22 protein-coding genes are annotated in these 24,825 nt (G+C 36.7%); 12 read left to right on the plus strand and 10 right to left on the minus strand.

What is annotated here, in order from left to right:
* Window positions 1-12: 12 nt before the first annotated feature.
* Together LC418_RS01070 and LC418_RS01075 are read right to left on the minus strand one after the other, a co-directional pair.
* On the minus strand, window positions 13-2,211 hold the full coding sequence (locus tag LC418_RS01070) for a prolyl oligopeptidase family serine peptidase (RefSeq protein ID WP_223557798.1): 2,199 nt from the start codon (window positions 2,209-2,211) through the stop codon (window positions 13-15).
* A 4-nt stretch (window positions 2,212-2,215) separates the two neighbouring features.
* Window positions 2,216-2,377 (minus strand): hypothetical protein, encoded by a 162-nt coding sequence (locus LC418_RS01075; RefSeq protein ID WP_223557799.1) that lies wholly within the window; start codon window positions 2,375-2,377, stop codon window positions 2,216-2,218.
* 726 nt (window positions 2,378-3,103) lie between these two features.
* Here LC418_RS01075 and LC418_RS01080 point away from each other — a divergent pair.
* Complete coding sequence (locus LC418_RS01080; protein WP_223557800.1) at window positions 3,104-5,632, plus strand: DUF5686 family protein; 2,529 nt, start codon at window positions 3,104-3,106, stop codon at window positions 5,630-5,632.
* 157 nt (window positions 5,633-5,789) lie between these two features.
* Here LC418_RS01080 and LC418_RS01085 read toward each other — a convergent pair whose 3' ends face one another.
* From LC418_RS01085 to rplU, 3 genes are all read right to left on the minus strand, one after another.
* The gene (locus LC418_RS01085) at window positions 5,790-5,957 is read right to left on the minus strand and encodes a bacteriocin-like protein (RefSeq protein WP_223557801.1); all 168 of its coding nucleotides are present in this window, start codon (window positions 5,955-5,957) and stop codon (window positions 5,790-5,792) included.
* Window positions 5,958-6,157: 200 nt separating this feature from the next.
* On the minus strand, window positions 6,158-6,415 hold the full coding sequence (rpmA, locus tag LC418_RS01090) for a 50S ribosomal protein L27 (RefSeq protein ID WP_111953703.1): 258 nt from the start codon (window positions 6,413-6,415) through the stop codon (window positions 6,158-6,160).
* A 12-nt stretch (window positions 6,416-6,427) separates the two neighbouring features.
* Complete coding sequence (gene rplU / locus LC418_RS01095; RefSeq protein WP_111953705.1) at window positions 6,428-7,003, minus strand: 50S ribosomal protein L21; 576 nt, start codon at window positions 7,001-7,003, stop codon at window positions 6,428-6,430.
* Between the two features lie 193 nt (window positions 7,004-7,196).
* Between rplU and LC418_RS01100 the strand changes: the two genes are divergently transcribed.
* From LC418_RS01100 to LC418_RS01135, 8 genes are all read left to right on the plus strand, one after another.
* Window positions 7,197-8,084, plus strand: a complete 888-nt coding sequence (locus LC418_RS01100) for a neutral zinc metallopeptidase (protein WP_111953707.1) — start codon at window positions 7,197-7,199, stop codon at window positions 8,082-8,084.
* Window positions 8,085-8,198: 114 nt separating this feature from the next.
* A complete protein-coding gene (locus LC418_RS01105; RefSeq protein WP_223557802.1) occupies window positions 8,199-9,287 on the plus strand; it encodes an acyltransferase family protein in 1,089 nt (362 codons plus the stop codon).
* 75 nt (window positions 9,288-9,362) lie between these two features.
* On the plus strand, window positions 9,363-9,944 hold the full coding sequence (locus tag LC418_RS01110) for a MiaE family protein (RefSeq protein WP_111953711.1): 582 nt from the start codon (window positions 9,363-9,365) through the stop codon (window positions 9,942-9,944).
* Between the two features lie 26 nt (window positions 9,945-9,970).
* Entirely contained in the window at window positions 9,971-10,588 is a 618-nt protein-coding gene (locus tag LC418_RS01115) for a DUF502 domain-containing protein (protein ID WP_111953713.1), read from the plus strand.
* 149 nt (window positions 10,589-10,737) lie between these two features.
* Window positions 10,738-11,658: a DsbA family protein gene (locus tag LC418_RS01120; RefSeq protein ID WP_111953715.1), complete on the plus strand. Its 921-nt coding sequence runs from the start codon at window positions 10,738-10,740 to the stop codon at window positions 11,656-11,658.
* A gap of 24 nt (window positions 11,659-11,682) precedes the next feature.
* Window positions 11,683-12,768 carry an FAD-dependent oxidoreductase gene (locus LC418_RS01125; protein WP_223557803.1) on the plus strand — a complete coding sequence of 362 codons (1,086 nt, stop codon included), beginning with the start codon at window positions 11,683-11,685 and terminating at the stop codon, window positions 12,766-12,768.
* 3 nt (window positions 12,769-12,771) lie between these two features.
* The gene (locus LC418_RS01130; protein ID WP_223557804.1) at window positions 12,772-13,929 is read left to right on the plus strand and encodes a pyridoxal phosphate-dependent aminotransferase; all 1,158 of its coding nucleotides are present in this window, start codon (window positions 12,772-12,774) and stop codon (window positions 13,927-13,929) included.
* 162 nt (window positions 13,930-14,091) lie between these two features.
* Window positions 14,092-16,524 carry a TonB-dependent receptor plug domain-containing protein gene (locus tag LC418_RS01135; protein WP_223557805.1) on the plus strand — a complete coding sequence of 811 codons (2,433 nt, stop codon included), beginning with the start codon at window positions 14,092-14,094 and terminating at the stop codon, window positions 16,522-16,524.
* An 82-nt stretch (window positions 16,525-16,606) separates the two neighbouring features.
* Here the strand turns inward: LC418_RS01135 and LC418_RS01140 are convergent, their stop codons facing one another.
* The gene (locus LC418_RS01140) at window positions 16,607-17,824 is read right to left on the minus strand and encodes a PQQ-dependent sugar dehydrogenase (protein ID WP_223557806.1); all 1,218 of its coding nucleotides are present in this window, start codon (window positions 17,822-17,824) and stop codon (window positions 16,607-16,609) included.
* Between the two features lie 105 nt (window positions 17,825-17,929).
* On the opposite strand from LC418_RS01140, the gene LC418_RS01145 reads away from it, so the two are divergent.
* From LC418_RS01145 to uvrB, 3 genes are all read left to right on the plus strand, one after another.
* Window positions 17,930-18,301 (plus strand): BlaI/MecI/CopY family transcriptional regulator, encoded by a 372-nt coding sequence (locus LC418_RS01145; protein WP_223557807.1) that lies wholly within the window; start codon window positions 17,930-17,932, stop codon window positions 18,299-18,301.
* 2 nt (window positions 18,302-18,303) lie between these two features.
* Window positions 18,304-19,701, plus strand: coding sequence for a M56 family metallopeptidase (locus LC418_RS01150; protein WP_223557808.1), 1,398 nt, complete (start codon window positions 18,304-18,306; stop codon window positions 19,699-19,701).
* 149 nt (window positions 19,702-19,850) lie between these two features.
* Window positions 19,851-21,842 carry an excinuclease ABC subunit UvrB gene (uvrB, locus tag LC418_RS01155; RefSeq protein ID WP_111953729.1) on the plus strand — a complete coding sequence of 664 codons (1,992 nt, stop codon included), beginning with the start codon at window positions 19,851-19,853 and terminating at the stop codon, window positions 21,840-21,842.
* Window positions 21,843-21,927: 85 nt separating this feature from the next.
* Here the strand turns inward: uvrB and LC418_RS01160 are convergent, their stop codons facing one another.
* From LC418_RS01160 to LC418_RS01175, 4 genes are all read right to left on the minus strand, one after another.
* Window positions 21,928-22,155: a DUF3820 family protein gene (locus tag LC418_RS01160; protein ID WP_034701224.1), complete on the minus strand. Its 228-nt coding sequence runs from the start codon at window positions 22,153-22,155 to the stop codon at window positions 21,928-21,930.
* Window positions 22,156-22,157: 2 nt separating this feature from the next.
* Window positions 22,158-23,240, minus strand: a complete 1,083-nt coding sequence (locus tag LC418_RS01165; protein WP_223557809.1) for an AI-2E family transporter — start codon at window positions 23,238-23,240, stop codon at window positions 22,158-22,160.
* A gap of 24 nt (window positions 23,241-23,264) precedes the next feature.
* Window positions 23,265-24,002 (minus strand): beta-carotene 15,15'-monooxygenase, encoded by a 738-nt coding sequence (locus LC418_RS01170; RefSeq protein ID WP_223557810.1) that lies wholly within the window; start codon window positions 24,000-24,002, stop codon window positions 23,265-23,267.
* Window positions 24,003-24,073: 71 nt separating this feature from the next.
* Entirely contained in the window at window positions 24,074-24,796 is a 723-nt protein-coding gene (locus tag LC418_RS01175) for a hypothetical protein (protein ID WP_223557811.1), read from the minus strand.
* Window positions 24,797-24,825: the final 29 nt, after the last annotated feature.

The raw sequence follows: 24,825 nt of genomic DNA on the forward strand, positions 1-24,825 counted from the left end.
GAAATGTGACACCTATTTCTTATGATCTTTTTTAGGCTGATAATCAGGATGTCCTAACTGCCAGAATGCAAATGCGAAGATATTAGATAGGTTAGAATATCTTTGAGCAACAGGGATTCCTGCACCGTGCCCGCCTTCATAATCGATATTTAAAAGAATAGGATTTTTTGAAATATTATTAGTCAATAATTTAGCCACAAACTTAGTAGATTGCCATGGTGCAATTCTAGGATCATTAATTCCGGCACAAATTAAAGTAGCTGGGTATCTTTTTCCTTTTTTGATATACTGATAAGAATCCATTTCCAATAGTCCTTTAAATTCATTTGGATCATTTGGATTTCCATATTCTTTCATGCTTGTCTCCTGAATCCCATTATTATCAAATCGTGTAGTGTTCAGTACACCAGATTCAATGATAGCCACTTTAAATAATTCAGGTCTTTCTGTCATTGCCCTTCCGATAGCAATACCACCGGCACTCGCTCCCCAGATAGCAATTTTTTTAGGTGAGGTAAGCTTTTTATCAATTAAATATTCAGCATTGGCTATTAAGTCTTTCCAGGTATTAGGCTTTTTATTTTTTTGTCCGTCAATATGCCATTGAGCACCTTTCTCTCCTCCTCCTCTTACGTGAGGAATAGCAACTATACCACCCTGATTTACCCATAATAAATAACTCTTGGCAAAGAATGGTGTTGCAGACTCGCCAAAGGCTCCATAGCAGTCCATAAGTACGGGATTCTTTCCATTCCTCTTAATATTTTTATTATAAATTAAAGACAATGGGACTTCTGTCCCATCATAAGATTTTATGGAAAGCTCTTCTACAACAATATCTTTAAACTCAGGATACTCTATGATAGGAGCAAGATTTTCCTGTTTAAATGTATTGGTAGATAAATCATACTTAAAACGTTGTTCATCATTGGCCCATCCGGAACAACTGATCCATATATCAGAAAAAGTTTTTCCTTTCGATTGTAAATCTATACTCCCTGAAACATACGGCAACTTGATCGGGATATCTTTTCCATTCTGATATAAATACAATTTAGCCTCTACGCCATTTCTGGCAGTTACATAGTAAATACCATCTTTTGTAAGGGCATACTGCTTAATTACTTCATCTTTTTTTTCAGGAACCAATACTTCTGGTTCTTTAAAATTTTTAGCCGTAATATTAGTTTTACACAATTTATAATTTGGCGAATTATATCCTGACAAAAAATAAATGTCATTTTCTGATAATCTTATTGAAAACGCCTTACTGTCTTTATCATATAATAATTTCCAGTCTTTACCTCCTTGTAATAAATCTTTCTTATCAATAAAAAATGCCTTTCTGAAATTTTCCGCATCTACCAGTATTCCTATATAATATTGATCTTCTGGATCGAACGTCAATATAGCAGGATATTCCGTTTTACCAATTTTCAAATCAGCATTATTAGTGCCTGAAAAAACATCATTTAGCTCTTTAGGATCTTTTCCAATTCTATAAAGTATAGATTGGGTATTTTTTCTGAAATCTTTTGATTGTAAATCAACAATTGGATAATAAACATAAAAAAATCCACTATTATCTCCTAACCATTTAATTCCGCCGATGTTAGAGGGATTTGTATTAATAATAGCTTGTGGGTAAATATTTTTTGTATCCACATCCATTACAATTACTTCTGACAACTCTTTACCTCCCTGAGTCAAAGAAATTGCTATTTTACTTCCATCCCAGCTAGGACTTATAAGATTAATAACAAAATTGCTCTTGGAACCCTCTGCTATTTTCTTTGATGAAACAAAGTTTACAGGATCATAAAGTAAATTTTCTTTTCCGTTAAATCCGTCTCTATAGTAAACTTTTGCAGTCTTTTCACCTACATTTCTTTTTAAATAAAAATATTTGTCATTACTGGTTATTTTTAAATCATATACAGAGTATCCCTGCTTCTGATCAAACTCTAATCTTTTATTTAAATAATAGTTTTTATTGGGGATTGAGTTCAAAATAGAAGTAGTGAAGCCCGTTTGGGCTTTCATCCAATCTATAACTTTAGGATCTTGCAGGTTTTCTAAATTCCTATACTCGTCAACCATTTTCACCCCAAAATAATTTTCTGTAACAGGGATTGATGGAGCCAGGTTATTTAATTGCGCTTTCAGGAGTATTGTAAAAAAGAGAGTAATGATAAATATTTTATTTCGCATCCTATTAAAAACTATTTGTGGTTGAATTTTTTATCCCATCCTCAAAAGCAAAACTCTCATCCTCTCCATTTGCATAGGCGACAATAAATTGCTGGGCTTTTTTATATATCTTGTTCGGGTGATCAATTTTTGCCATTTGTAATTTTTTGATGATATTTTTTTTCATCTTGGCTGTTCTTTTCGTTTTAAAATCCATTTTAAGCCCAAGTGCTTACAAAGAAAGCAATATTTTTTCAATTCCAAAAAAGGATACCCATATACTCAAAAAGACTTACAGAAATGTAGGTCTTTTTTTATGCCTTTATTTTATATTCTTAATCCATCAGAAAGTACCAATCCATCTATTAATGCTACAATCAAGAATTTATTAACAATTTTCTCAAAATAGTAAAAATGTTAGTTAAATCTTCTGTATTTAATATTAACCAAAAGCATATCACCATTACATTTTGCGGAAAAGTATACTAATCAGTAATAAACCATTGAAAATAAATGAAATACAACTGTTAGTAATTTGTGGAAAAAATACCAATAAGCTATTGGCATGTTATGGAGAATACTTTATAAGCCTGTTAAATATATGTGAATAGCCTGTTGAAAAGGCATTGATAAGTTGATGCACTCAATTAATACGTTGATAAATTGTGGAAAAAATGTTAATTGCAAATGTCAGAACATTCATTTATCAATATTTGCTTTTTGATATAGCATTTTTAACAGCGTTTGTTTCATATTAAATCCAATATTATTAAGTCATTAATTACTATAATCTTTTACTGTTATTTTCGTTACATTTGTAGTTTTATGAATTTTCGTAGAAAACGTTAAAAAAAATGATCTTTTTTAAATAAACAGCACGCTTTTTGTTTGTGCTAATTGCTTGAAGAAACAAATGATGTTAAATAACAACTCCAAATATTATAATCTATTCTTTCTGTTTTTTATATCCTGCCTGGCATACGCCCAAAACACAGCAAACGGAAGAATTGTAGATGCAAAAACCAATAAAGAAATTTCCGGTGTAGACGTCTTTATTAATGATAATACTGAACCTTTTCTAAAAACTTCCCTTGGAACCTTTAGCGTCCAGTCGGACAGTATTATTTATAAGCTGAAATTTGCGAAAAAAAATTATTCCACAGAAACCGTTACCGTCACTCCCGAAAACGCGGCCAATATTTTTGTACAGCTTTCGCAAGAAAAAGTAAGCACAATTGGTGAGATCGTTATTCACAACGAAAAGCCCAAATACAAAAATAAGAAAGAAAACCCGGCTTATGCTATCATGCAGGAAGTATGGAAAAGAAAACGAAACAATGGGTTAGAGAAATTCGACACCTATACTTATAAAGAGTACGAGAAAATCCAGTTTGACGCGAATAACCTGGACAGCGCTTTTATGAGTAAAAAGATCTTCAATAAGCTTGATTTCATTTTTGATTATGCCGATTCTACAGCCAGCGGAAAGATTGGGCTTCCTATCTTCCTGAATGAATCCATTTATGAAAATTTCGGAGAAAACAAACCCGGAAAAAAGACAAAAAGATTGCTGGTTGCCCAAAAAACATCAGGATTTCAGGATAATCAGGTAATTACCATTACTGCAAAAAACCTCTACCGCGATATTAATATTTACGACAATACATTAAATTATTTTGATATAGGATTCCCAAGCCCCGTCGGGACAAACGGATTCAGCACTTATGATTATAATTTAACAGATACCATTTCTATTCATGGTGAGAATGCCTATAAAATAAGATACCAACCCAAAAGAAAAGACGTTTTAGCCTTTCAGGGCTACCTTTATATTGATACCGATAATTACGCTGTATTAGGAGCCACTTTAAAATCCACACAGAAGATCAATGTTAACTTTATCAACAGTATTTCCACGGAGCTGGAATACGACAACCCCGACGAAAATACATTCCTTCCTAAAAAGTTCATTACAGAGATAGAACTTACACCTTTCGCAAAAAAGAGGACCTCTAAAAGCATCATAGCCAAACGGTCGGTTGATTATTCTCAATATGAATTCAATAAACCTCTCGATGATAAAGTATTCACACGGAAACAGGAAGAATACGATGATAAATTTGTAGATAAAGACGATGCCTATTGGGTAAAAGCAAGACCTGACTCACTCTCAAAATCTGAACAAGGCGTCTATGAAATGCTTGACAAGCTTCAGCAGACTCCAAAATTCAATCGTATCGTTAAAATCTATGAAACACTTGCATCAGGATATTACAATGCCTTTAAAGGTATTGATATAGGCCCTATTTTTTCAATTTACGGTAAAAATGAAGTGGAAGGTGACAGGATAAGGCTGGGAGCAAGAACTTACTTTGGGCAAAATGACCCATGGAGAGTTCAGTTTTACACAGCTTATGGGTTTAAAGACGAAAAAGTTAAATACGGAGCCGAAGCCCGCTATATGTTCAACAGAGTGAACAGGTTCATGATCGGGGCAGGAACAAAAAGAGATATTGAACAATTAGGTGTACAGCTTACTACCGATGACGGAATCATGGCACGTACGTTTGCTTCATCTACCCTTTTTGCAAGAGGTGAAAACGCTTCTTTGAGCTCTATAAACAAGACTAATATTTTCGCTTCTATTGAACCCTGGAAAAACTTCCAGGTAAGGGTAGACGGAACATTACAGAGCATAAAATCCGCCAATCCGGATAAATTCAGCTTGATGTATTACCGCAATGGAGATTTGAGAAAAACACTTAATGATTCCCACGTCACCTTAAGTTTAATTGCAAGACCTGGAGCAAAATTCTCCCAGACAGGAGTTGACCGTTATGAGCACGGAACATTGGCTCCAACTATTATCCTGAAGTACACTAGAGGAATTGAGGGGCTTTTTAACGGCGACTTCAACTATAACCGTCTTCAATTCATGTTCTACAAGCCTATTCTGATCGGAAGCTGGGGTAAAACTATTGTTAACTTTGAAGCAGGAAAAACTTTTGACACAGTTCCTCTGGCACTGCAGAATGTAATCCCAGGAAACCAGTCATACAGCCTTGCGCAGAATACATTTTCACAACTTAATTATTATGAATTTGTAGCAGACACCTATTCAACGCTTCATCTTGAACATCATTTCAATGGAAAAATACTTTCTTTCATTCCTTTGATTAAAAAACTGAAACTTAGAGAAATCGCATTTATCAGAACCGCTTACGGAACTTTAAGTGATGCCTCTAAATCCATTAATGTGGAAGGGTTCAAATATTCAGCGCCAAGCGAGCAGATCTATTTTGAATACGGTTTCGGAATTGAAAATATCGGAATCGGAAACCTTAGAATATTCAGGGTAGATTTTAACTGGCGAGGAAATTATCTCGACAGACCGGATATTTCAACATTCGGAATAAAAGCAGGATTCCAGGTAGGATTTTAAAACAAAAAGCTCCTTGTCAAGTAGACAAGGAGCTTTTTTGATCAATTACAGATGAGTCTATCTACAAAACAGCAGGCGTAAAATTTTTACAGCAGTATGTTTTAATATAAAAACCTCAGCACTGCCGAGGTTTATATTTTTCAATAACTTATTTATTCTAACATCCGCATGGATCCGGATCTATAATCATGTTACGGCACATTAATCTCTGTTGTGGAGTCCATGTGCACCATTCTACGCAAGTAGTTGCAGGAGGAGGACATGCTAAAGCACCACCATCTATTGTTCTCAATTGTTTTTTTGATAGCTTTTTTAGATTTTTCATAGTATTTTGTTTTAATTTGTTGCCTACTCTATCTGCTTTTCGGCATCCGCAAATGATTTGTTATTTGATTGTTAACAAATATATAAATATTTCACTACAATAAGAATATTAGCAAAAATATTTTTCTTTTCACAGAATTAGGCACAAAAAAAACCTCAGCCATTAAGCTGAGGTTTAAATTTTATAAAACGCTTAAATAATTATGCGTTTGGCTCTACAGATACGAAAGATCTGTTGTTTGCTTTCTTTCTGAAAACTACTTTACCGTCTACTAATGCAAACAAAGTATGGTCTTTTCCAATACCCACGTTTTCACCCGGGTGGTGTTGTGTACCTCTCTGTCTGATAATAATATTTCCGGCAATAGCTTCTTGTCCACCGAAAATCTTCACACCTAATCTCTTAGAGTGAGACTCTCTACCGTTCTTGGAACTACCGACTCCTTTCTTGTGTGCCATTTTATTACTGGATTATTTGTTAAGTGCTTTAAATTGATCAATATTCTTAACGATAGCAGCATCTACTTCTTCGTGAGTAAGAACATTCTTTTCTAATTCAACTTTAACCGCTTTACCTAAAGTAATTAAAGTTTCTCTGTTTTCTTTAGACTGAGACAGGTTGTTTTTCTTTAAGTGATAGTTCAGTTCGTGATCTTCACCAAAGTTAACCGTTGCGTTGTCTGAAAGAACTTCAGCCTTTACAGTTTCTTTTTTAGCAGCTTTCTTAGTACTTCCGTCAAAACCAGTGATACCAGTGATTTTAATTTGAGTTAAAGATTGTCTGTGACCGTTTTTCACCTGATAACCTTTTCTTCTTTTCTTTTTGAAAACGATTACTTTATCAGCTTTTACATGGTCTAGGATCTCTGCATCTACAGTGATTCCGTTTACAGCTGGGGCGCCAACAGTGATTGAACCGTTTACAGTAAGAAGAATTTTGTCAAAAGAAACTTTATCTCCTTTTTCTCCTTTTAAACGGTTTACAAACAACTTCTGGTCTTGCTCAACTTTGTATTGAAGCCCTGCTATTTCTACAATTGCAAACATTGTTTATAAATTTTTAGTTATTTCGAGGTGCAAATATATGAATAAATTTCCAAATAGCTTACAATCAGTCCCGTATTTTTAGTAAAAAAAATAACAAAATCCATTTCACTATGTTTTGAATAATTTTTAACATTAATATGCTCATACTTAAGAGATAATTTTATACCTTCGTTATCACCAAAAAATATTTTATATGAAAAGAAACTTTAAATTCTGCTTATTAGCAGGAGCCATTGCCGCTTTTTCATTATCAGCGTGCCGTGATGACAAAATGGAAGAATCTGTCCTTCCTGAATCTCAATCTGCAAGTGCAAAGATCGAACAACCCGGAGAACTTCAAAAAAGCTGCTCCTATGTAGATCAGTACTGGAGCTCAACCGCAGTGCTTAAAACGGGTCTTTCAAACACAACAGACACCAACTTTATGAATTCCCAGATGACTAAAATTGCCAGTCTTTGGGGAAGAAGCAATCCAACTCTTCGTTTTGTAGACGATCCTTCCAATTTCAATTCCACCTACAATGCGATCTCTTATTCCACAGGAAAAATTTATTATGGTTACGCAATCTATGCGGATGCAAAGAATAAAGGAGGAGATATCGTGAATGCCATGATCCTTGCTCATGAATACGGGCACCAGTTACAGTATATTTTCGGTCTTCCTACTGTAAACGAATCTACAGCAAGACCAAACGAACTGGAAGCAGACGGTTTTGCAGGATATTATTTAAGAAGACCAAACGGATACAACAAAACCAGTTTCGCTGAAATTGCTGCAGCTTATGAATTTGCACAGAGCATCGGTGACTACCAGACCACAAGCGCGAATCACCACGGAACTCCTCCTCAAAGAAGATCTGCAGTACGTTTAGGATTCCTTCTTGGGCAGTACGATCTTAACGCAGCCAATTTTGACTACAATTTCTTCTACTATTATCAGGGCGTGTTAAACGGTACCTACAAAATGGGCAAAAACACTGTAAATCCGGAGATCGATGCTTATATGAGCCAGTATATCGATGAACTTAGAAAGATCCAGACCGGAGAAATTTCTGAAGAAGAATTTAAGCACCTTAAATAACATTCATTTTTAGCATATTTAACAAAGGAGACAGGCAGCAATGTTCTGTCTCTTTTTAGTTTATTGGATAAATATCCCAAACTTTATTTATTTTTGAACCATATCCTACAACACATGAACAGAGATCTCTATATTGATTTTGCCAAGGGAATGGCAACCCTCTCCATTATATTCATCCATACCGCTTTTTGGTCCGGGCAGTTTTATATTCCTGCCGAAGTGAGAGTATTTTCCCTGGTATTTGATGTAGCCCTCTTTTATGCTTTAAGCGGAATCACATCAGGATCAAACATCGAAAAAACATTTTACAGGTTATTAAAACTTCAGATCACTTATATGATCTTTGTAACATTTCTGTTCTTTCTGGATTATTTTTTCAAGGTCTTCGGATTAATGTTCTTTTCCCTGGAATGGCTCCAGAGTTTCTATTCAACCTTTGGTTCAAAGTATGCAGCGACCAGCGTATCAGATATTCCGCAATGGCAGAATCTTGGCAACTGGTATCTTCACCAGTACACAAACGCCGATACATTCCCCGTTGTCATGGGAAGCTTCTGGTATCTGAAAGTATATTTTATACTGGCTGTTTTCGGAGTACTGATCTTAAGATTCTTCCCAAAACATGTCAACTGGTTTATAGCACTATGCCTGACACTGACTCTAATATTTAATGTTTTCCCGGAATATTATCCCGGAGGACAGGTAGGCTATGTCGCTTTTTATCTTGCCATCTTTTTAATTGCCAACAGAATGCGTGGTAAAAAGATTCCTGCAAAAGCAATCCCTGTTTTATATATGATAGTCGCAGCAGCACTGATCTGGATGTTTTGGTATTATGGAAATGAGATTTTCTACAAAATCAATAAAAATAAATTCCCGCCAAAAATTCCTTATATAATTTGGTCACTGTTTTCATTAACGACATTATTTGTACTTTATAACAGGTTAAAAATTACAAAAGAAAATTTCGTTACCTACATTGGTAAAAATGCCATATTTTTTTATTTCGCACAGGGTATAAGCTCATCACTGGTTTATTTCATTGTGGTTGCCTTACAGGAAAACATGCCGTGGTGGGTACTCATGATTTTAATTTATACCGTTAATGTAATCTTTGCTTTCATTATTGCGGCTGGATTGAAAAAAGTGGATGATACAGGCTGGAAAATTCTGGAATTTTTAAGAAAAAAAACAGCTTCTTAACGCTTTAGCAATCAATTTGAAATAAAATAATTTTTCTTATCGCAATTTATTTTAATTTTACAGAAAATTCAAAGCATGTTTAAGTTGAAACTTCCCACCGATCCAAGGTGGGCAAATATTGCAGAGGAAAACATTGAAGAAATTTTAACGGATCACGCGTGGTGTGAGCAAAAAGCAGCAACTAATGCTATTGGCTTAATCACTATGCTTCCCGAATATCCTGAAATTGTTACTGAGCTTCTCGCCATCGCGCAGGAAGAGCTGGATCATTTCAATCAGGTTCATGAGATCATTAAAAAACGGGGGTATACTTTTGGGCGTACTAGAAAAGATGACTATGTAAATGAACTTGTGAATTTCATTCAGAAAGGAGGCAACAGAGATGATCTTATTGTTGACAAAATGCTTTTTGCCGCTATGATAGAAGCCAGAAGCTGTGAAAGATTTAAAGTTCTTACTGAAAATATTAAAGATGAAGAGCTGAAGACATTTTATAAAGAGCTGATGATCTCTGAAGCTAACCATTATACAACATTTATAGGGTTTGCGAGACAGCTTGGAAATCCCGAAAAAGTAAACAAGCGCTGGGACGCATGGCTGGAATATGAAGCCAATATCATTAAATCTTACGGAAACAAAGAAACAATCCACGGTTAAAAAAATAAAAAAGTAAAGAATCCACGTTGAAAAAACTGACCTTCGAAAATATTGCCAATTTTTTTCTGAAAAATTTCTTTCAGGGGTTGGTTATTATTGGTCCAATCGGGCTTACTATTTTTGTGATCTGGTATGTTGTAAGCGCTGTTGACAACATTATTCCTTCTGTCGCAAAAGAGATTCCGGGTCTTGTTTTTGTTTCAACGATACTTATCACAGCAGTTCTGGGATATCTCGGAAACAAATTTGTCGTAGGTAAATTCTTTTTCGATACTATGGATAGCCTTCTGGAAAAAATTCCGGGAGTAAAGCATATTTATACCCCTACAAAAGACGTTATGTCATCATTTGTAGGAGACAAAAAGAAATTCAACGATCCTGTCTGGGTAAAGACAAATGAAAATCCGGAGATCTGGAGAATCGGCTTTCTGACTCAAAAAGAAATGTCAGACGTTGAAAAACACAATTACGTGGCGGTATACCTGCCCCATTCCTACGCTATTTCAGGCTGGGTAATTGTTACTGAAGAAAAAAACATCAAACCTGTAGTGGGAATGACCGCAGCTTCTGCCATGAAGTTTGCAGTGAGTGGTGGTGTCGCAGGGTTCCATTCGGACGACAATATCTTTAAAGCTCCGGAATAATTCTACTTTATTATTCTTTCAATAATAACCGGTCTGGTTATTATTCCTTTGTCCTGCCCAAATATTATGTTAACCAAAAAAACTTCATTTTGGACATTTTTACCTACCTACTTTTATTCTTTAATTTACTTAACTCAAACAACAATAATATGAACAAGAATCCTCTTCTAAATTGTGATCCGGAAAAAGGAATATGCGAAATCCTGGAAACACAAGATTCAGAATACTCAACAGAACAGCTTCAGGGTACTAAAGATAAAATCACCATTATTTATTACACAGATCCCATCTGCTCTTCCTGCTGGGGAATTGAAGCCCAGCTGAGAAAAATGAAATTAGAATACGGCAATTCGGTAGAAATAGATTACAGAATGGGAGGGCTTTTACCATCATGGGATATTTACAATTCCGGAGGGATCAGTAAACCAAGTGATGTTGCCGGCCATTGGGAAGAGGTAAGTCCTTATTATAAAATGCCAATTGAGGGAGGAGTCTGGCTGACAGATCCTTTAAATTCTTCCTATCCCCCATCCATTGCTTTTAAAGCAGCACAAATGCAGGATAAAAAGAAAGCTGTAAACTATATGAGAATTATCCGTGAAATGGTTTTTCTTGATAAATTAAATATTACAAAATCCGAGCATCTTGAAAAAGCAGCGGAAATGGCAGGATTAGATGTAGCCCAGTGGAAAGAGGATTATGAATCCAAAGCTCAGATCGAATTCAAAAAAGATCTGGACCTTGGAAGACAGCTTGGGGTAAGAGGATTCCCTACTTTGATCTTCACCAAAGACGATGAAATCTTAGACATTCTCTACGGTTTTAAACCTTATACAGATTTTGAACGCAGAATAACAAAAATAAGCCCTGACGCAAAAAAACAGGAATATTCTACAGAACCTGACCAGTTGTTTGCAGTTTATCCTACTCTAACCACTCAGGAATTTGCGGTTCTTTCCAATATCTCTTTCGATAAAGCATTTGACACGCTCAAGAAACTTACTGAAGAAAACAAAGTCTCCCGCAAAAAATACAAAAACGGAGATCTTTGGATTTGTAATAAAAACTAATAACACTATTTAAAACTAATAAGGATGTATAAAGTTGCAATCATAGGAGCGGGAGTTTCCGGATTGAGTATGGCAAATTATTTGGAGAAAAATAATATTGATTACCATATTTATGAAAGAAGAACTCAAAATGACCTGAAGGGACACGGATTTATCCTTCCCAAAGAAGGCATTGAATACCTTTCCAATATCATTAATATTGATGATCTCTACAAAAAAGGCCAGTTTTTAAAAAAGTATCTTCACTACCATCAAAATGGCGAGATTCTTTCTGAAAAAGACCTTGAAGATGTTTTTGTCGTTTCAAGAAGTACCCTGATAGAGATTTTGGCTGAAGGCATTCCTTCCGATAAAATATCTTATGATACAACAGTTACCCTGAATGGTTTTTCCGGCGGGAAATCCTGTATAACCCTCAATGACGGCACATCCTTAGAAGCTGACATTATTATAGCTTCAGACGGTTCAAGAAGCAGAATCAGAAGAAAAATTTTTGAAGATGAAAAAATGAAAGCCGTTTTAGAAAATGAAGTGGTCAATATTATTGAAAATGAAGAAATTGCCAGCAAGCTTGAAAGTAATTTTTTGAAATTTCATCATGAAAACGGCGGCCTTACGTTCGGAGTATTAAAGCTTTCCTCTACAAAAATACTATGGTACTGCCAGTTTGATATTACCCGGTTTTTCATCAATGAAGATTATACTCCAGACTGTATCAAACAATTCATTGTTGATAATTTCGGAGACTGGAATCCTCTTATGTCCTCGATTATCAATGATTCCAGCTATGAAAATGCCCACATATGGAGGGTGTATGAATTGGAAAAGCTCAATCCTTTTTATCACGAAAATATTGTATTTATAGGCGATGCGGCTCATCCTCTGATTCCTTTTACAAGTCAGGGTGTTACTTCGGCTTTAAAAGACTCTTATGTTTTAACAAGCCTTTTACTGGAAGGCAATAATCTTCCGGAAACTTTCCAGAAATATGAGGAAGAGAGAAAAGCAGAAATTGAGATCCACATCAAAAACGGAAGAACACTCCTGAACCAGTTCCTGCTTCCATTAAACGAGCAGCAAAAAAACACCTTACCAATTTCATACAAATAAAAAATGTTTACAAATAAAGATATCAATTTTGAGGCCCTGAAAAGAAAAGCGTATAACGGAAGATGGGCAACCCTAGAAAACGGGATTATTCCTTTAACAGCAGCAGATCCGGATTTCAGAATGTCTCCCGAGATCGAGCAGGGAATTATTGAATATATCAAAGACGGATACCTCAGCTATGGTCCGTTTTCAGGAATTCCTGAATTCAAAAAGAGCGTTGCAAAACACTTCAATACGGAAAAGAACGGAAGTTTTACCCCGGAAAATGTTTTAGCAGTGAACAGTGCTGCCCAGGGAATGTTTCTGGTCGCCAAATATGTTTTAGGCCCCGGAGATGAGGCTATTATTTTCGATCCGGTAGATTTCCTGTTCAAAAAGACAGTGGAAGCAGCGGGGGGAAACATCAAATTATGCGCTGTTGACTCCAAAACAGGAGAGATCGATTTTGAAATGCTGACTTCTTTAATCTCATCAAAAACAAAACTGATCAGCATCTGTAATCCTCACAATCCGGTGGGAAGGGTTTATTCAAAAGAGATTTTAATAAAAATTTCAGAAATAGCTGAAGCTCATAATCTATGGGTAATGAGTGACGAGATCTGGAGTGATATCGTTTATGACAAGAAAGAATTCAATACGTATTCTTCAGTGTCAGAAGCTGCAAAAAAGAAGAGCTTTACTGTTTTTGGATTTTCAAAATCATTCGGAATCGCCGGTTTGAGAATTGGAGCTGTTTTGTGTAATGATCAGGAACTTTTGGATGATTTTACCGAAAAATCCCAGTTCAATTCTACCATTGAAGGTGTTTCTACATTATCTCAGATTGCAGCAAGTGTGGCTATTGAAAAGGCCAGGCCGTGGTTTAATGATTTCCTTGAGCATTTGCAGCACAACAGGGATCTTGCCTATAGCATGTTGAGTAATTCCGGTATTTTAACCCCGAATTTACCTGAAGCAACGTTTGTTATTTTCCCGAAAATTGAAAACGGATTTTCAAGCGAAGCCTTTACACATCACGTTTTAAAAGAGGGAAAAGTAGCTATTGTTCCAGGCTCTGAAAGATGGTTTGGAAAAGGTGCCGAAGGTCATATCAGGATTTGCTTTTCTACTTCCAGGGAAATTCTGGAAGAGGGACTTAGCCGCATTATCAAAAGTTTTTAAAGTTAATATTTTTCATCATTACAAACATATTGATTAAAATTTTTCTTTATTTAATTAAAATTTAACTTAATTTAAATAATTCTTACACAATAGCATATTTTCATATTGATTTGAGATTAAAATTCAATATTTTTGATACAATCACTAACTTAAATATGAAATATGAAATTAAAGTACACAAGTGTTCTTTTTTTGGGAACAGTTTCGATGTTGTATTCGCAAAATACAAATGATACGATTTCCAAGGAATCAAAAATAGAGGAAGTTTCCATTACCGGAAGCCGGAATAAAAAAAGGACCGTCACCAACACTCCTGTTCCCGTTGATGTAATTGATATTAAACAAGTTAGCCAGTCGACGGGACAGATAGAAGTGAACCAGCTTCTTCAGTTCAGTGCCCCTTCCTTCAATTCCAATAAACAGTCGGGATCAGACGGCGCTGATGCAACTGACCCAGCAACCCTTCGTGGACTTGGCCCGGATCAGACTCTGCTCTTACTGAACGGAAAAAGATATCACCAATCTTCACTGATCAATGTTTTTGGAACAAAAGGAAGAGGAAACACAGGATCGGATATGAACACCATTCCGATCGGGGCGATAAAAAGGATTGAAGTGCTTCGGGACGGAGCCTCAGCACAATACGGATCTGATGCGATAGCGGGGGTTATCAATGTTATTCTTAATGACCGCAGTCAGGGTTTTGAGGGCAATGCCTTTTATGGAATGAATCTTTTTAAAAGCCCCGGGAACAAAGATGTGGTGTCGGATCATAAAATAGACGGAACTACTTTCGATTTCAGCGGAAATCTGGGAACCAAAATAGGCAACAAAGGAGGTTTCGGTAATTTCACTGTTGAATTTGTCAATAAAGACCGTACCATACGGAATGCCAATCCGGAAAAGTATTCATCTCCAAGGGAAAGGTTTGGGGATGCAAAATCACAGAATATTTATTTCTTCGGAAATGTAGAGCTTCCCCTGTCTGACGGGTTGAAATTCTATTCCCGCCAGGGATTTTCCTATCGTAAGACGAATGCCTATGCATGGACAAGATCACCGGATGCCGACGGAAATATCCCTGAAGTTTATCCTAACGGTTTTAATCCTATAGAAGATACCAGCATTACAGATTTCACTTTTGACAACGGTCTGAAATTTAAAGTTGCTAGCTGGGATGTCGATTTTTACAATGCATTCGGAAGCAACAGGTTTACTTATCAGATAGACAATACAATTAATGCCACTCTGGGAATAAAGTCTCCTACGAGTTTTAATGCCGGCGGACATTCTCTATTGCAGAATACAACAGGTTTTAATGCTTCAAAACAGTTTAAGGTATTGGAAGGTTTAAACGTTGCTCTCGGATCCGAATTCAGATATGAAGAATTTGAGATTATTAAAGGAGAAGAAGCATCATATGCAATGTATGACGTTAACGGAAATATTGTAACATCTGACACTCCTGAAGGTCTCCTTGTTACCAATCCATTATCCGGCGATGTGCGCCCCGGCGGCTCGCAGGGATTTCCTGGATATTCACAGGAATTTAATAAAAACAGGAATAATTTTGCCGCCTATGTAGACACTGAACTGGATATCACCAAAGACTGGATGATCAGCGTGGCAGGAAGGTTTGAAAACTACAGTGACTTCGGAAGTACTTTGAATGGTAAATTTGCGACACGGTATGCCATTACTCCTCAATTTGCATTCAGAGGTTCTGTTTCTACAGGATTCAGGGCGCCTTCTCTGGCACAAAAGTATTACAGTCTTCAGTTTACAAACTTTCAAGGAGGAAATCTTGTCACGATACAGCTTGCTGCTAATGATAGTAACCTAGCACAAACAGTTGGAATTCCACAATTAAAGCAAGAAACCTCGTTAAATGGAAGTGCCGGATTCACTTTCAATACAGGAAAGTTCACGGCAACAGTGGATGGATATTACATTAAAGTAAAAGACCGGATTGTATTGACAGGAAATTTCACACAGGATGATGATGCTATAGGTCAAATACTAGCTGATAATCATATCGACCAGGCCCAGTTTTTCACCAATGCAATAGATACCAGAACAAAAGGGGTTGATATTATATTAAGCTACACGGAAAATATTGGTTCGGGAAAGCTTTCCGCTACTTTAGCAGGGAACTACAATGACATGGAAATCACTAAGATCAATACTTCAGAAAAGTTAAAAGGAAAAGAGGACGTATACCTGAGTGCGAGAGAAAGAGCATTCATTTTAGCGTCCGCTCCCAAAACAAAGGTCAATCTGAACTTAAATTACAAAATTGATAAGTTCAATGCCAATCTTCAGCTGGTAAGATTTGATAAGGTAAAGCTGATAGGCTACAACGGTGCAGATGACTACCAGCTTTATGGAGCAAAAGTAACAACCGACTTATCTTTTGGTTATGAATTTTCCAAAAGCTTCAATCTTACTATTGGAAGCAAGAACCTGTTTAACCGTTATCCTACATTACAAACTGCCGCTGTAGACGGCAATACAGAATCCGGAGGCATTTTCGATCCTGTACAGATGGGTTTTGCAGGAAGACAGGCTTTTGCAAGACTTAATTTTAAGTTTTAAAATAAGTATAAAGGGCTGTATCAACGTAAAGAATAATCAACAATTTGATTTTGTTGAAATAATCTGCTGATACAGCCTCTTTTTATTTTTTAGAGATTTTATAGAGCTTACCACTGTCTGTAACGGCATACAGGCTGCCATCCATTCCATCCAACACATCTCTGAAACGTTCTTTCTGGTCAGCAAGAAGGCGTTCTTCGCCCACCACCTTATTATCTTTCATAACAATCCTGTTAATGTGCTCGCCACTTAAACACCCGATGATAAGATTTCCTTTCCATTCCTCAATATTTCCGGTATAGAACGTGACTCCGCTTGGAGAAATTACAGGATCCCAATAATAAACGGGCTGTTCTGTTCCCTCTTTTTGGGTTATACCATCCCCCACTTTGGCTCCGGAATATTCAATTCCATAGGTTACATCTCCCCAGCCATAATTTTTCCCGGGTTGTATCAGATTAATTTCATCACCACCTCTGGGGCCCATTTCAACATCCCAAAGCGTTCCGTTCGGATCTATTGCCATTCCCTGCGGATTCCTTACGCCATAGGCATAAATTTCCGCCTTATATCCCTGTTTTCCAATAAACGGATTTCCCGGAGCCGGTTTTCCGTCTTTTGTAATTTTTAATATCTTTCCTAAATAATTATCTGTTTTCTGGGCATACACTCTTGTCTGTTTGTCAGATCTTTCCCCTGTACTTACAAATAGATTTCCGTCCCTGTCAAAAGCCAGTCTGCTCCCATAATGCTTATCGCCATCATAGGAAGGTTCTGCACGGAAAATAACTTTAACTTCTGAAATATTTTTAAGATCTGCCGAGAGCTTTCCTTTTGCCACCGATGTCAGATTTCCTTCACCAAATGGTTCTGAAAAACTAAAATAAATAATATTATTCGTCTTAAAATCAGGATCAAGGGCTACATCCAGCATTCCTCCCTGCCCTTTTGAATCTACTTTGGGGAATCCTCCGATTTTAGAAACCTGTTTTCCATCTGTTGAAACCACATTCATATGGCCGTTTTTATCGGTAATAAGAAACCTTCCATCAGGAAGATTTACAATTCCCCATGGCCTGCCAAGGTCTTTATTAAGGACTTCAACTTTATAGGCTGTTGTGGTTTTTACAGCTTTAATTCTGGTTTGTCCATCAAAAGCGGGTTTATAATTCGTATTCGGTTTTTCGGTCTCTACACTACCGTCGTTTCCTGTCTGCTGGGCATTTGCATTGTTCTTCTTACATGAGGATAAAAGTAAAAAAACACTGAGTGCCGGTACATAAATTGTTTTGAATTTCATAGCGTTGTGATTAGTGGTTAAAAATAAATGGAAAAATAGTGCCACAAAAATTTGCAGGTGAAAATTTTTATTCTACATTTGTAGAACAAATTACAACATTGTAGAATGAAAGAGATAAAATTAACCGATTCGGAAAAAAATCTTATGGAAATCCTTTGGGAAAAGAAGCGAGTTTTCATGAAAGACATTCTTGATTCGTATCCGGAACCCAAACCTGCCGCGACAACCATCGCCACACTGCTGAAAAGGATGCAGAATAAAGACCTGGTAGGTTATACATTGTATGGAAATTCCCGTGAATACTATCCAAAAGTAGAGAAAGGGGAATATTTTAATGAGGAAATGACCTCTATGATTGACCGTTTTTTCAACAGCTCGGTGACTCAGTTTGCATCATTTTTTACTTCTAATGCAAAGTTCAGTCAGAAGCAGTTGAAAGAACTCCGTGATATAATCGACCAAAAGATAAAAGAATAAACATGTTCATCATTGTTCTAAAAATGTTGCTGTGCTCTTCAGTATGTATTGCTGTATATTACCTGTTTTTGGAAAAAGAAAAAATGTACCGGTTTAACAGGTTTTATTTGCTTGTTTCTTTGATTTTCTCTCTTGTGATCCCATTCATTTCCATCACAGTACAGCCTCCAAAAACAGTGAATAAGTCTGAGATCATATTTGAAGATGCCGCACAACAGATCATCCAGACACAGCCTGCCCAGGAAATTTTTGATTGGATAAATCTGGTGTGGTTCATCTACGGAGCCGTTGCTCTTTTCCTTTTAATAAAAAGTATCTTGTCAATTATAGCTATCAGAAACGTACAGGGTGAAAAGATGATATATCAGAATTATACTGTTAAGGTAGCTCATGAAAACCTTCCTCCGTTTAGCTTTTGGAATACCATTTATTTAGGTAGGAGTTATATAAAAAATAATATAATTGATCCAAGGATCTTCCTGCATGAAAAAAACCATATTGACCAGAAACACAGCATAGATCTTATTTTTATAGATATCCTGAAAATTTTCACATGGTTCAATCCAATTCTTCATATTTATAAAAAAGCAATCATTACCAACCATGAATTTCTTGCAGACAAAGCTGTTTTGAACAGCAGATACGATATAAAAGAGTACCAGAATCTGATTCTTGATGAGATTATCAATATCCAGAACCCGCCTCTTACCCATTCATTTAATTTTAACAACACCAAAAAACGATTTATTATGATGACAAAGAAAAAATCCAGATTCACTGTCCTGAAAAAAATGGCAGGAATCACAACTCTCATTGCAGCAACAGCTCTATTCGCAGAAAGAACATACGCAGTCAATCCTATTGCTCCTTACAACCCCCAAAAAGTGGGCGCAGGGACTGTAGAAAATGTGGAGTCTCCTCAAGTCACTTCAACTAACTCTGGTTATTTTGAAAAAATAAAAGAGAAGCCCAGTAAAGCAGTGGAATTCAAGAAAGAAAGTACAAAAGCCGCTGCAGATACTATCTCCCCAAAGAAAACAGCACAAGCAAATAGTAATGAAGGTAATAACACAAATGTAAACCAACAAGAGGATAGGGATTTTGTTCAAGCAGAATTTCCAGAAGGAGCAAAATTACTTCGCTCAAAAATTGGGTCAATGCTTGACACAAGTATATTTGACGGAAAAGAAAAACTGGTAAAATCAACAGCACATATACATGTTGATGAAACCGGAAAAATAAGTCAAATAACAGCTTCCGGTGATAATGAGACATTCAATAAAGAAATTGTTAAAACCGTTACAGCAGTAAATAACGGAATGGTATGGAAGCCTGCAACAAGAAATGGAAAAGCGACAGCAAGCATCTTCACATTGCCTATGTCCATGAGTTTTCAGTAAGATGAATTAACAAGCGCTATAAGTTTAGCGCTTTTTTATTTTGTATACTTTACGGACAGAGAAAAAAAACACAATTAAAACATTCACCTTCAAATACTTTATGAAGGCTAAAAATTTCTTTCGTATTTTTGTTGTATACATCATTTCCTATGAATTTTAATCTTCAATCAGAATATAAACCTACAGGCGACCAGCCACAAGCAATCGAAAAGCTTACAGAAGGCATTGAGATCGGCGAAAAATACCAGACCCTTCTTGGTGTAACGGGCTCCGGGAAAACCTTTACTGTCGCAAACGTTGTACAGAATGTACAGAAACCCACATTGGTTCTTGCCCACAACAAGACTCTGGCAGCACAGCTATTCATGGAGTTTAAGGAATTTTTTCCCGATAACGCTGTTGAGTATTTTGTCAGCTATTATGATTATTACCAACCGGAAGCCTATATTGCAACAACCGGGACTTATATTGAGAAAGATCTGAGCATTAACGAAGAAGTAGAAAAACTACGTCTCTCCGCAACAGCCAGCCTTCTTTCAGGAAGAAGAGATGTACTGATTGTAGCCTCTGTTTCATGTATTTACGGTATCGGAAACCCTTCAGAATTTCATAAATCACTTATCACATTAGCTATTGGAGAAAAAGTAACGAGAACCGCACTCCTCCATTCTTTAGTTAACGCGCTATATGCCAGAACATTGGGAGACTTTCAGAGAGGTACATTCCGGGTAAAAGGAGATGTTATTGATGTTTTTCCGGCATATGCTGATAATGCAGTGAGGATTCAGTTTTTTGGGGATGAAATCGAAAAAATCCAGAGTTTTGATCCTGTAAGTGGAAATGTAGAATCTAATTTTGATCAGATTCAGATTTATCCCGCGAACCTCTTTGTGACATCAAAAGAAACTCTAAACGGAGCTATCAGAAGCATCCAGGACGATATGGTAAAGCAGGTAGATTTCTTTAATTCTATTGAAAAACCCCTGGAAGCTAAAAGACTTCAGGAAAGAACAGAACTGGATCTTGAAATGATCAAGGAACTGGGCTACTGCTCAGGGATTGAGAACTATTCAAGATATCTTGACGGAAGGCTTCCCGGTTCAAGACCATTCTGCCTGATTGATTATTTCCCGAAAGACTTTTTAATGGTTATTGATGAAAGCCACGTTACTATTCCCCAGGTTCATGCCATGTACGGTGGCGACCGGAGCAGAAAGGAAGCTTTGGTAGAATATGGCTTCAGACTTCCGGCCGCTATGGACAACAGACCTCTTAAGTTTGAGGAATTTGAAGCCATGCAAAACCAGGTGATTTATGTTTCTGCAACACCAGCTGATTATGAGCTGGAGAAAACCGGAGGAGCTTATATTGAGCAGATCATCCGTCCAACAGGGCTTCTGGACCCTGTTATCGAAGTAAGGCCAAGCCTAAACCAGATTGATGACCTGATGGAGGAGATCCAAAAAAGAGCAGACGCTGACGAAAGAGTTCTGGTTACCACCTTAACGAAGAAAATGGCCGAAGAACTTACCAAATACTTCATGAAATTCGGGATCAGGACAAGATATATCCATTCAGATGTAGAAACGTTGGAACGTATCCAGATTATGCAGGACCTACGTTTGGGGATTTTTGATGTACTCATCGGGGTCAATCTGTTAAGAGAGGGACTTGACCTTCCGGAAGTGTCTCTGGTAGCCATTCTGGATGCTGATAAAGAGGGAATGCTCAGAAGCAGAAGATCGATGATCCAGACGGTAGGACGTGCAGCAAGAAATGTTAACGGAAAAGCAATCATGTACGCCGATAAGATCACAAAATCCATGCAGGCCGCCCTGGATGAAACCGAATACCGTCGTAAGAAACAAATACAGCATAATGAAGCCAATGGACTTGTTCCTCAGGCCTTAAATAAAAAGATCTCAGAAAATCTTGTGGGAAGAAGTAAAGATTTCCCAGATCCGAAATACACCCAGAAGGAGATTCTTCAGAAGGCAGCTGAAACAAAAGCCAGCTACGGAGATAAAGACATTGAAAAAATCATTGTCCAGAAGCAGAAAGAAATGGAAGCTGCCGCTAAAAATCTTGATTTCATAAAAGCGGCCAAGCTTAGAGATGAAATCACAGCTTTGAGAGAATAACAGATTGTATTATAATAATTTTTAGGGCCGCATCTTCGATGCGGCCCTAAATTTATACTTATTTGTCAATCAGAAAGACTCTTCCTTATCTTAAAGAAGCTCTGATTGGTATCAGAAGGTCCATCAGGCCATTGAGCTTAATTTCGTAAACGGTTGAAAGCTGCATTCCTAATTTTCCTTTAGGCATACCCTTTCTGTTGAACCACTCCAGGTAGCTTACCGGAAGATCAGCGAGTACCGTTCCTTCATATTTTCCAAAAGGCATCTTTACGATGCAGATCTCCTTTAATATTTCTGAATTTACGCCTTCCACTTTTATACAATTAAATTAACTTTTTCTTCTTCATCATTATCCGGCAGTTTAAGATCTGGCGGTGTGTCTTCATCTGAAAATTCATTCCTGTAAACCTGGATCAGAAGCAGGGTAAATGAAATAAGGATCGGTCCGAAAATCAGTCCCATAAAGCCAAATAAATTCATTCCCATAATAATTCCGAACACAGTATTCAACGGATGAATATTTTCAAGTTTCTTTAAAAGGGTAAATCGAAGCAGATTATCCGTAAGCCCGACTACTATCAAACAATAGGCGGCCAAGCCAAGTCCCTGGCCCGTATTGCCTTCAGCAATCATAAAAATACATACCGGAATATACACAATAGCTGCACCTACAACAGGAACCATTGAAGCAGCAGCTGTTAAAGCAAAAAGAAGAACCGGACTGGGTGCTCCAAAGATAAAGTACCCTATCAGTGCTACGATTCCCTGCCCTAAGGCTACAACAGGAATTCCAATCGCGTTGGCCATGATCAGCTTTCTAAGCTTATCGCCGATCAAAGAAATATTAGCCCTTTTTAATGGAGCGGAAGAGCTCAGGATCTTCTCAAACAGTCTTGGCCTATCCAGCATAAAATAAAGGATAAAATACATGGACATTACCACAGTAAGGGTATTAAATGTACCACTTAATGCTGATGTAGAAAACTTTCCTGCAGAATTCTTTACTTTATCCATATTCTCTTTACTGAGAATATCAAAACTTGTTTTTGAGTAGATGTATGAGTGTATTTTATCCAGAAATACATTGAATTTGGTCATATAAACCTGGGCATTTCCCAGCTTATCGATCAGAAGGTCGGCAATAAAATAGATTGGAAGAATAAGGATAATAAGACTGGCCAGCATCAAAACAAGCGATGATTGCCAGGATTTCCATTTTTTTTCTTCCTGCAGATAGAAATTATATCTTCTACAGACCACATAAATAGTGATCGCTCCAAGTACTGATGGTATGAACAGTGAAAGATTAAAACAGATTAATCCGGTAAGCACCAGAATTATAGCCAGCAGGGCAACTTGTTTTATCGCAACATTGCTTATCTGTTTATCTTTATCCATTGTGTTCCTATCTTATTATTTTATTTATTTCTTAAATTCGATTTGTCTCGGTTTTCCTAAAAAAGCACAATAAGCAGAATACATAACAATCATCATAAAAGGAGCCGTTAAGATAATACCAATACCGCATAAAACAATTCCGGCAATAGAGATCAGTCCTCCCAATACGGTAGTACCAAGAAACGTTCCGTAATTTTCTTTGGCAATGTTAAAAGACTTCCCTAATGCTTCAGTAGCCGATGCATTTTCGAATAATAGAATAGGATATCCCAATAAAAGGAAAGGATAAACAAAAATAAACGGGAAAAAGCACAGCGCCATCGCAACACTTGAAATAATCCCCGAAAGAATACTGTAGATCAGGATATTCACAAAATTCTGCTTATATCCGATGAAAAGGTCTGCAAAATCGATCTGACTTTTAGTATTGTATTTATTCACTATATAGATCAGTCCTACGTATAATGGAGCCAATAAAATCCCCAGAAGACCGGACAATGAAAGATAAAGCGAAAATCCCGGAGCATTCCAGTAGCTGAAATTAGAGTAATCTCCACCTGCATCTTTCATTTCTTCCATCATGGACGCAGAATTGAACCCGCTGACAGACTGAATGATGAATCCTCCTATAAGGTAAATTATCATCGCGACGATTCCGTAAAGAAATACGCCTTTATACATTTCAAATGAATGCGAAATAATGGATCCTGTATCCCTGTTTGGAACAGATCCCTGTTGATCAAATTCGTTAAATTCTGACATAGTTTAATATTTAATGGTTTCACCAAATTTAACTTTTTTTGGCATAAAAACATATTAAACCTTTTGAAAGTTTAACTTTTTTCCGAGAAAATCGTTTTATACAGTGAGTAAATCATTGCGTTCCAAAACGGAAACGTAAAGAGTCCGCCTATAAAAAATAATGCAAACCCAATAAACTTAAAGAAAATCGCAACAATAACGCAGACCAGTATTTCTAAAAAATATTTTCTTAAAGCCTGAAGATTCAGTGAAACAGCTTCGAAAATCCGTTTATTGTTAAAAAACATCAGTGGGGCAACAAAAATGGTGACAAATACCCATATAACAGCTAGGATAATAGTCTGAAATGTATAGACATAGACAAATGACCAGAAAATATAATATCCTATATATTTGAAAAAATTAAACCCATTGTATCCTACAAGCAGATCTCCAAGTTCCAGTTTTTCATTCATATCAATTTTCCTGTAAATCTGATAAAACCCAATATTAAGGGGATAAAGAAAAATAGAAGTTCCGATAATAGCCCAGGAAAAATATTGGAATCCCGGATTGGACTGCATTTTTACGATCTGCGCAGAATATGCTTCCATGCCATCTTTTGCATATTTCGCCGCTTCTGCATATTGGGCTAAAATACCATACTTCCCATCAAAGAAGAAAAGCACCGTAAAAAAGATCCCAAAATAAAAAATTGAAAATATTAATTGAAAGAAAAGAGTCTTATTCCAATAGAAAAAAGCCTGCTTCAGTATAAAATCTATTCCTGGTTTCTGAGGATATCTGCTCTGCATTAAAAAAATTTTACACAAAAGTAATCATC

Origin of the sequence: Chryseobacterium lathyri (genome assembly GCF_019970085.1) — a bacterium.
GTDB lineage: Bacteria > Bacteroidota > Bacteroidia > Flavobacteriales > Weeksellaceae > Chryseobacterium > Chryseobacterium lathyri.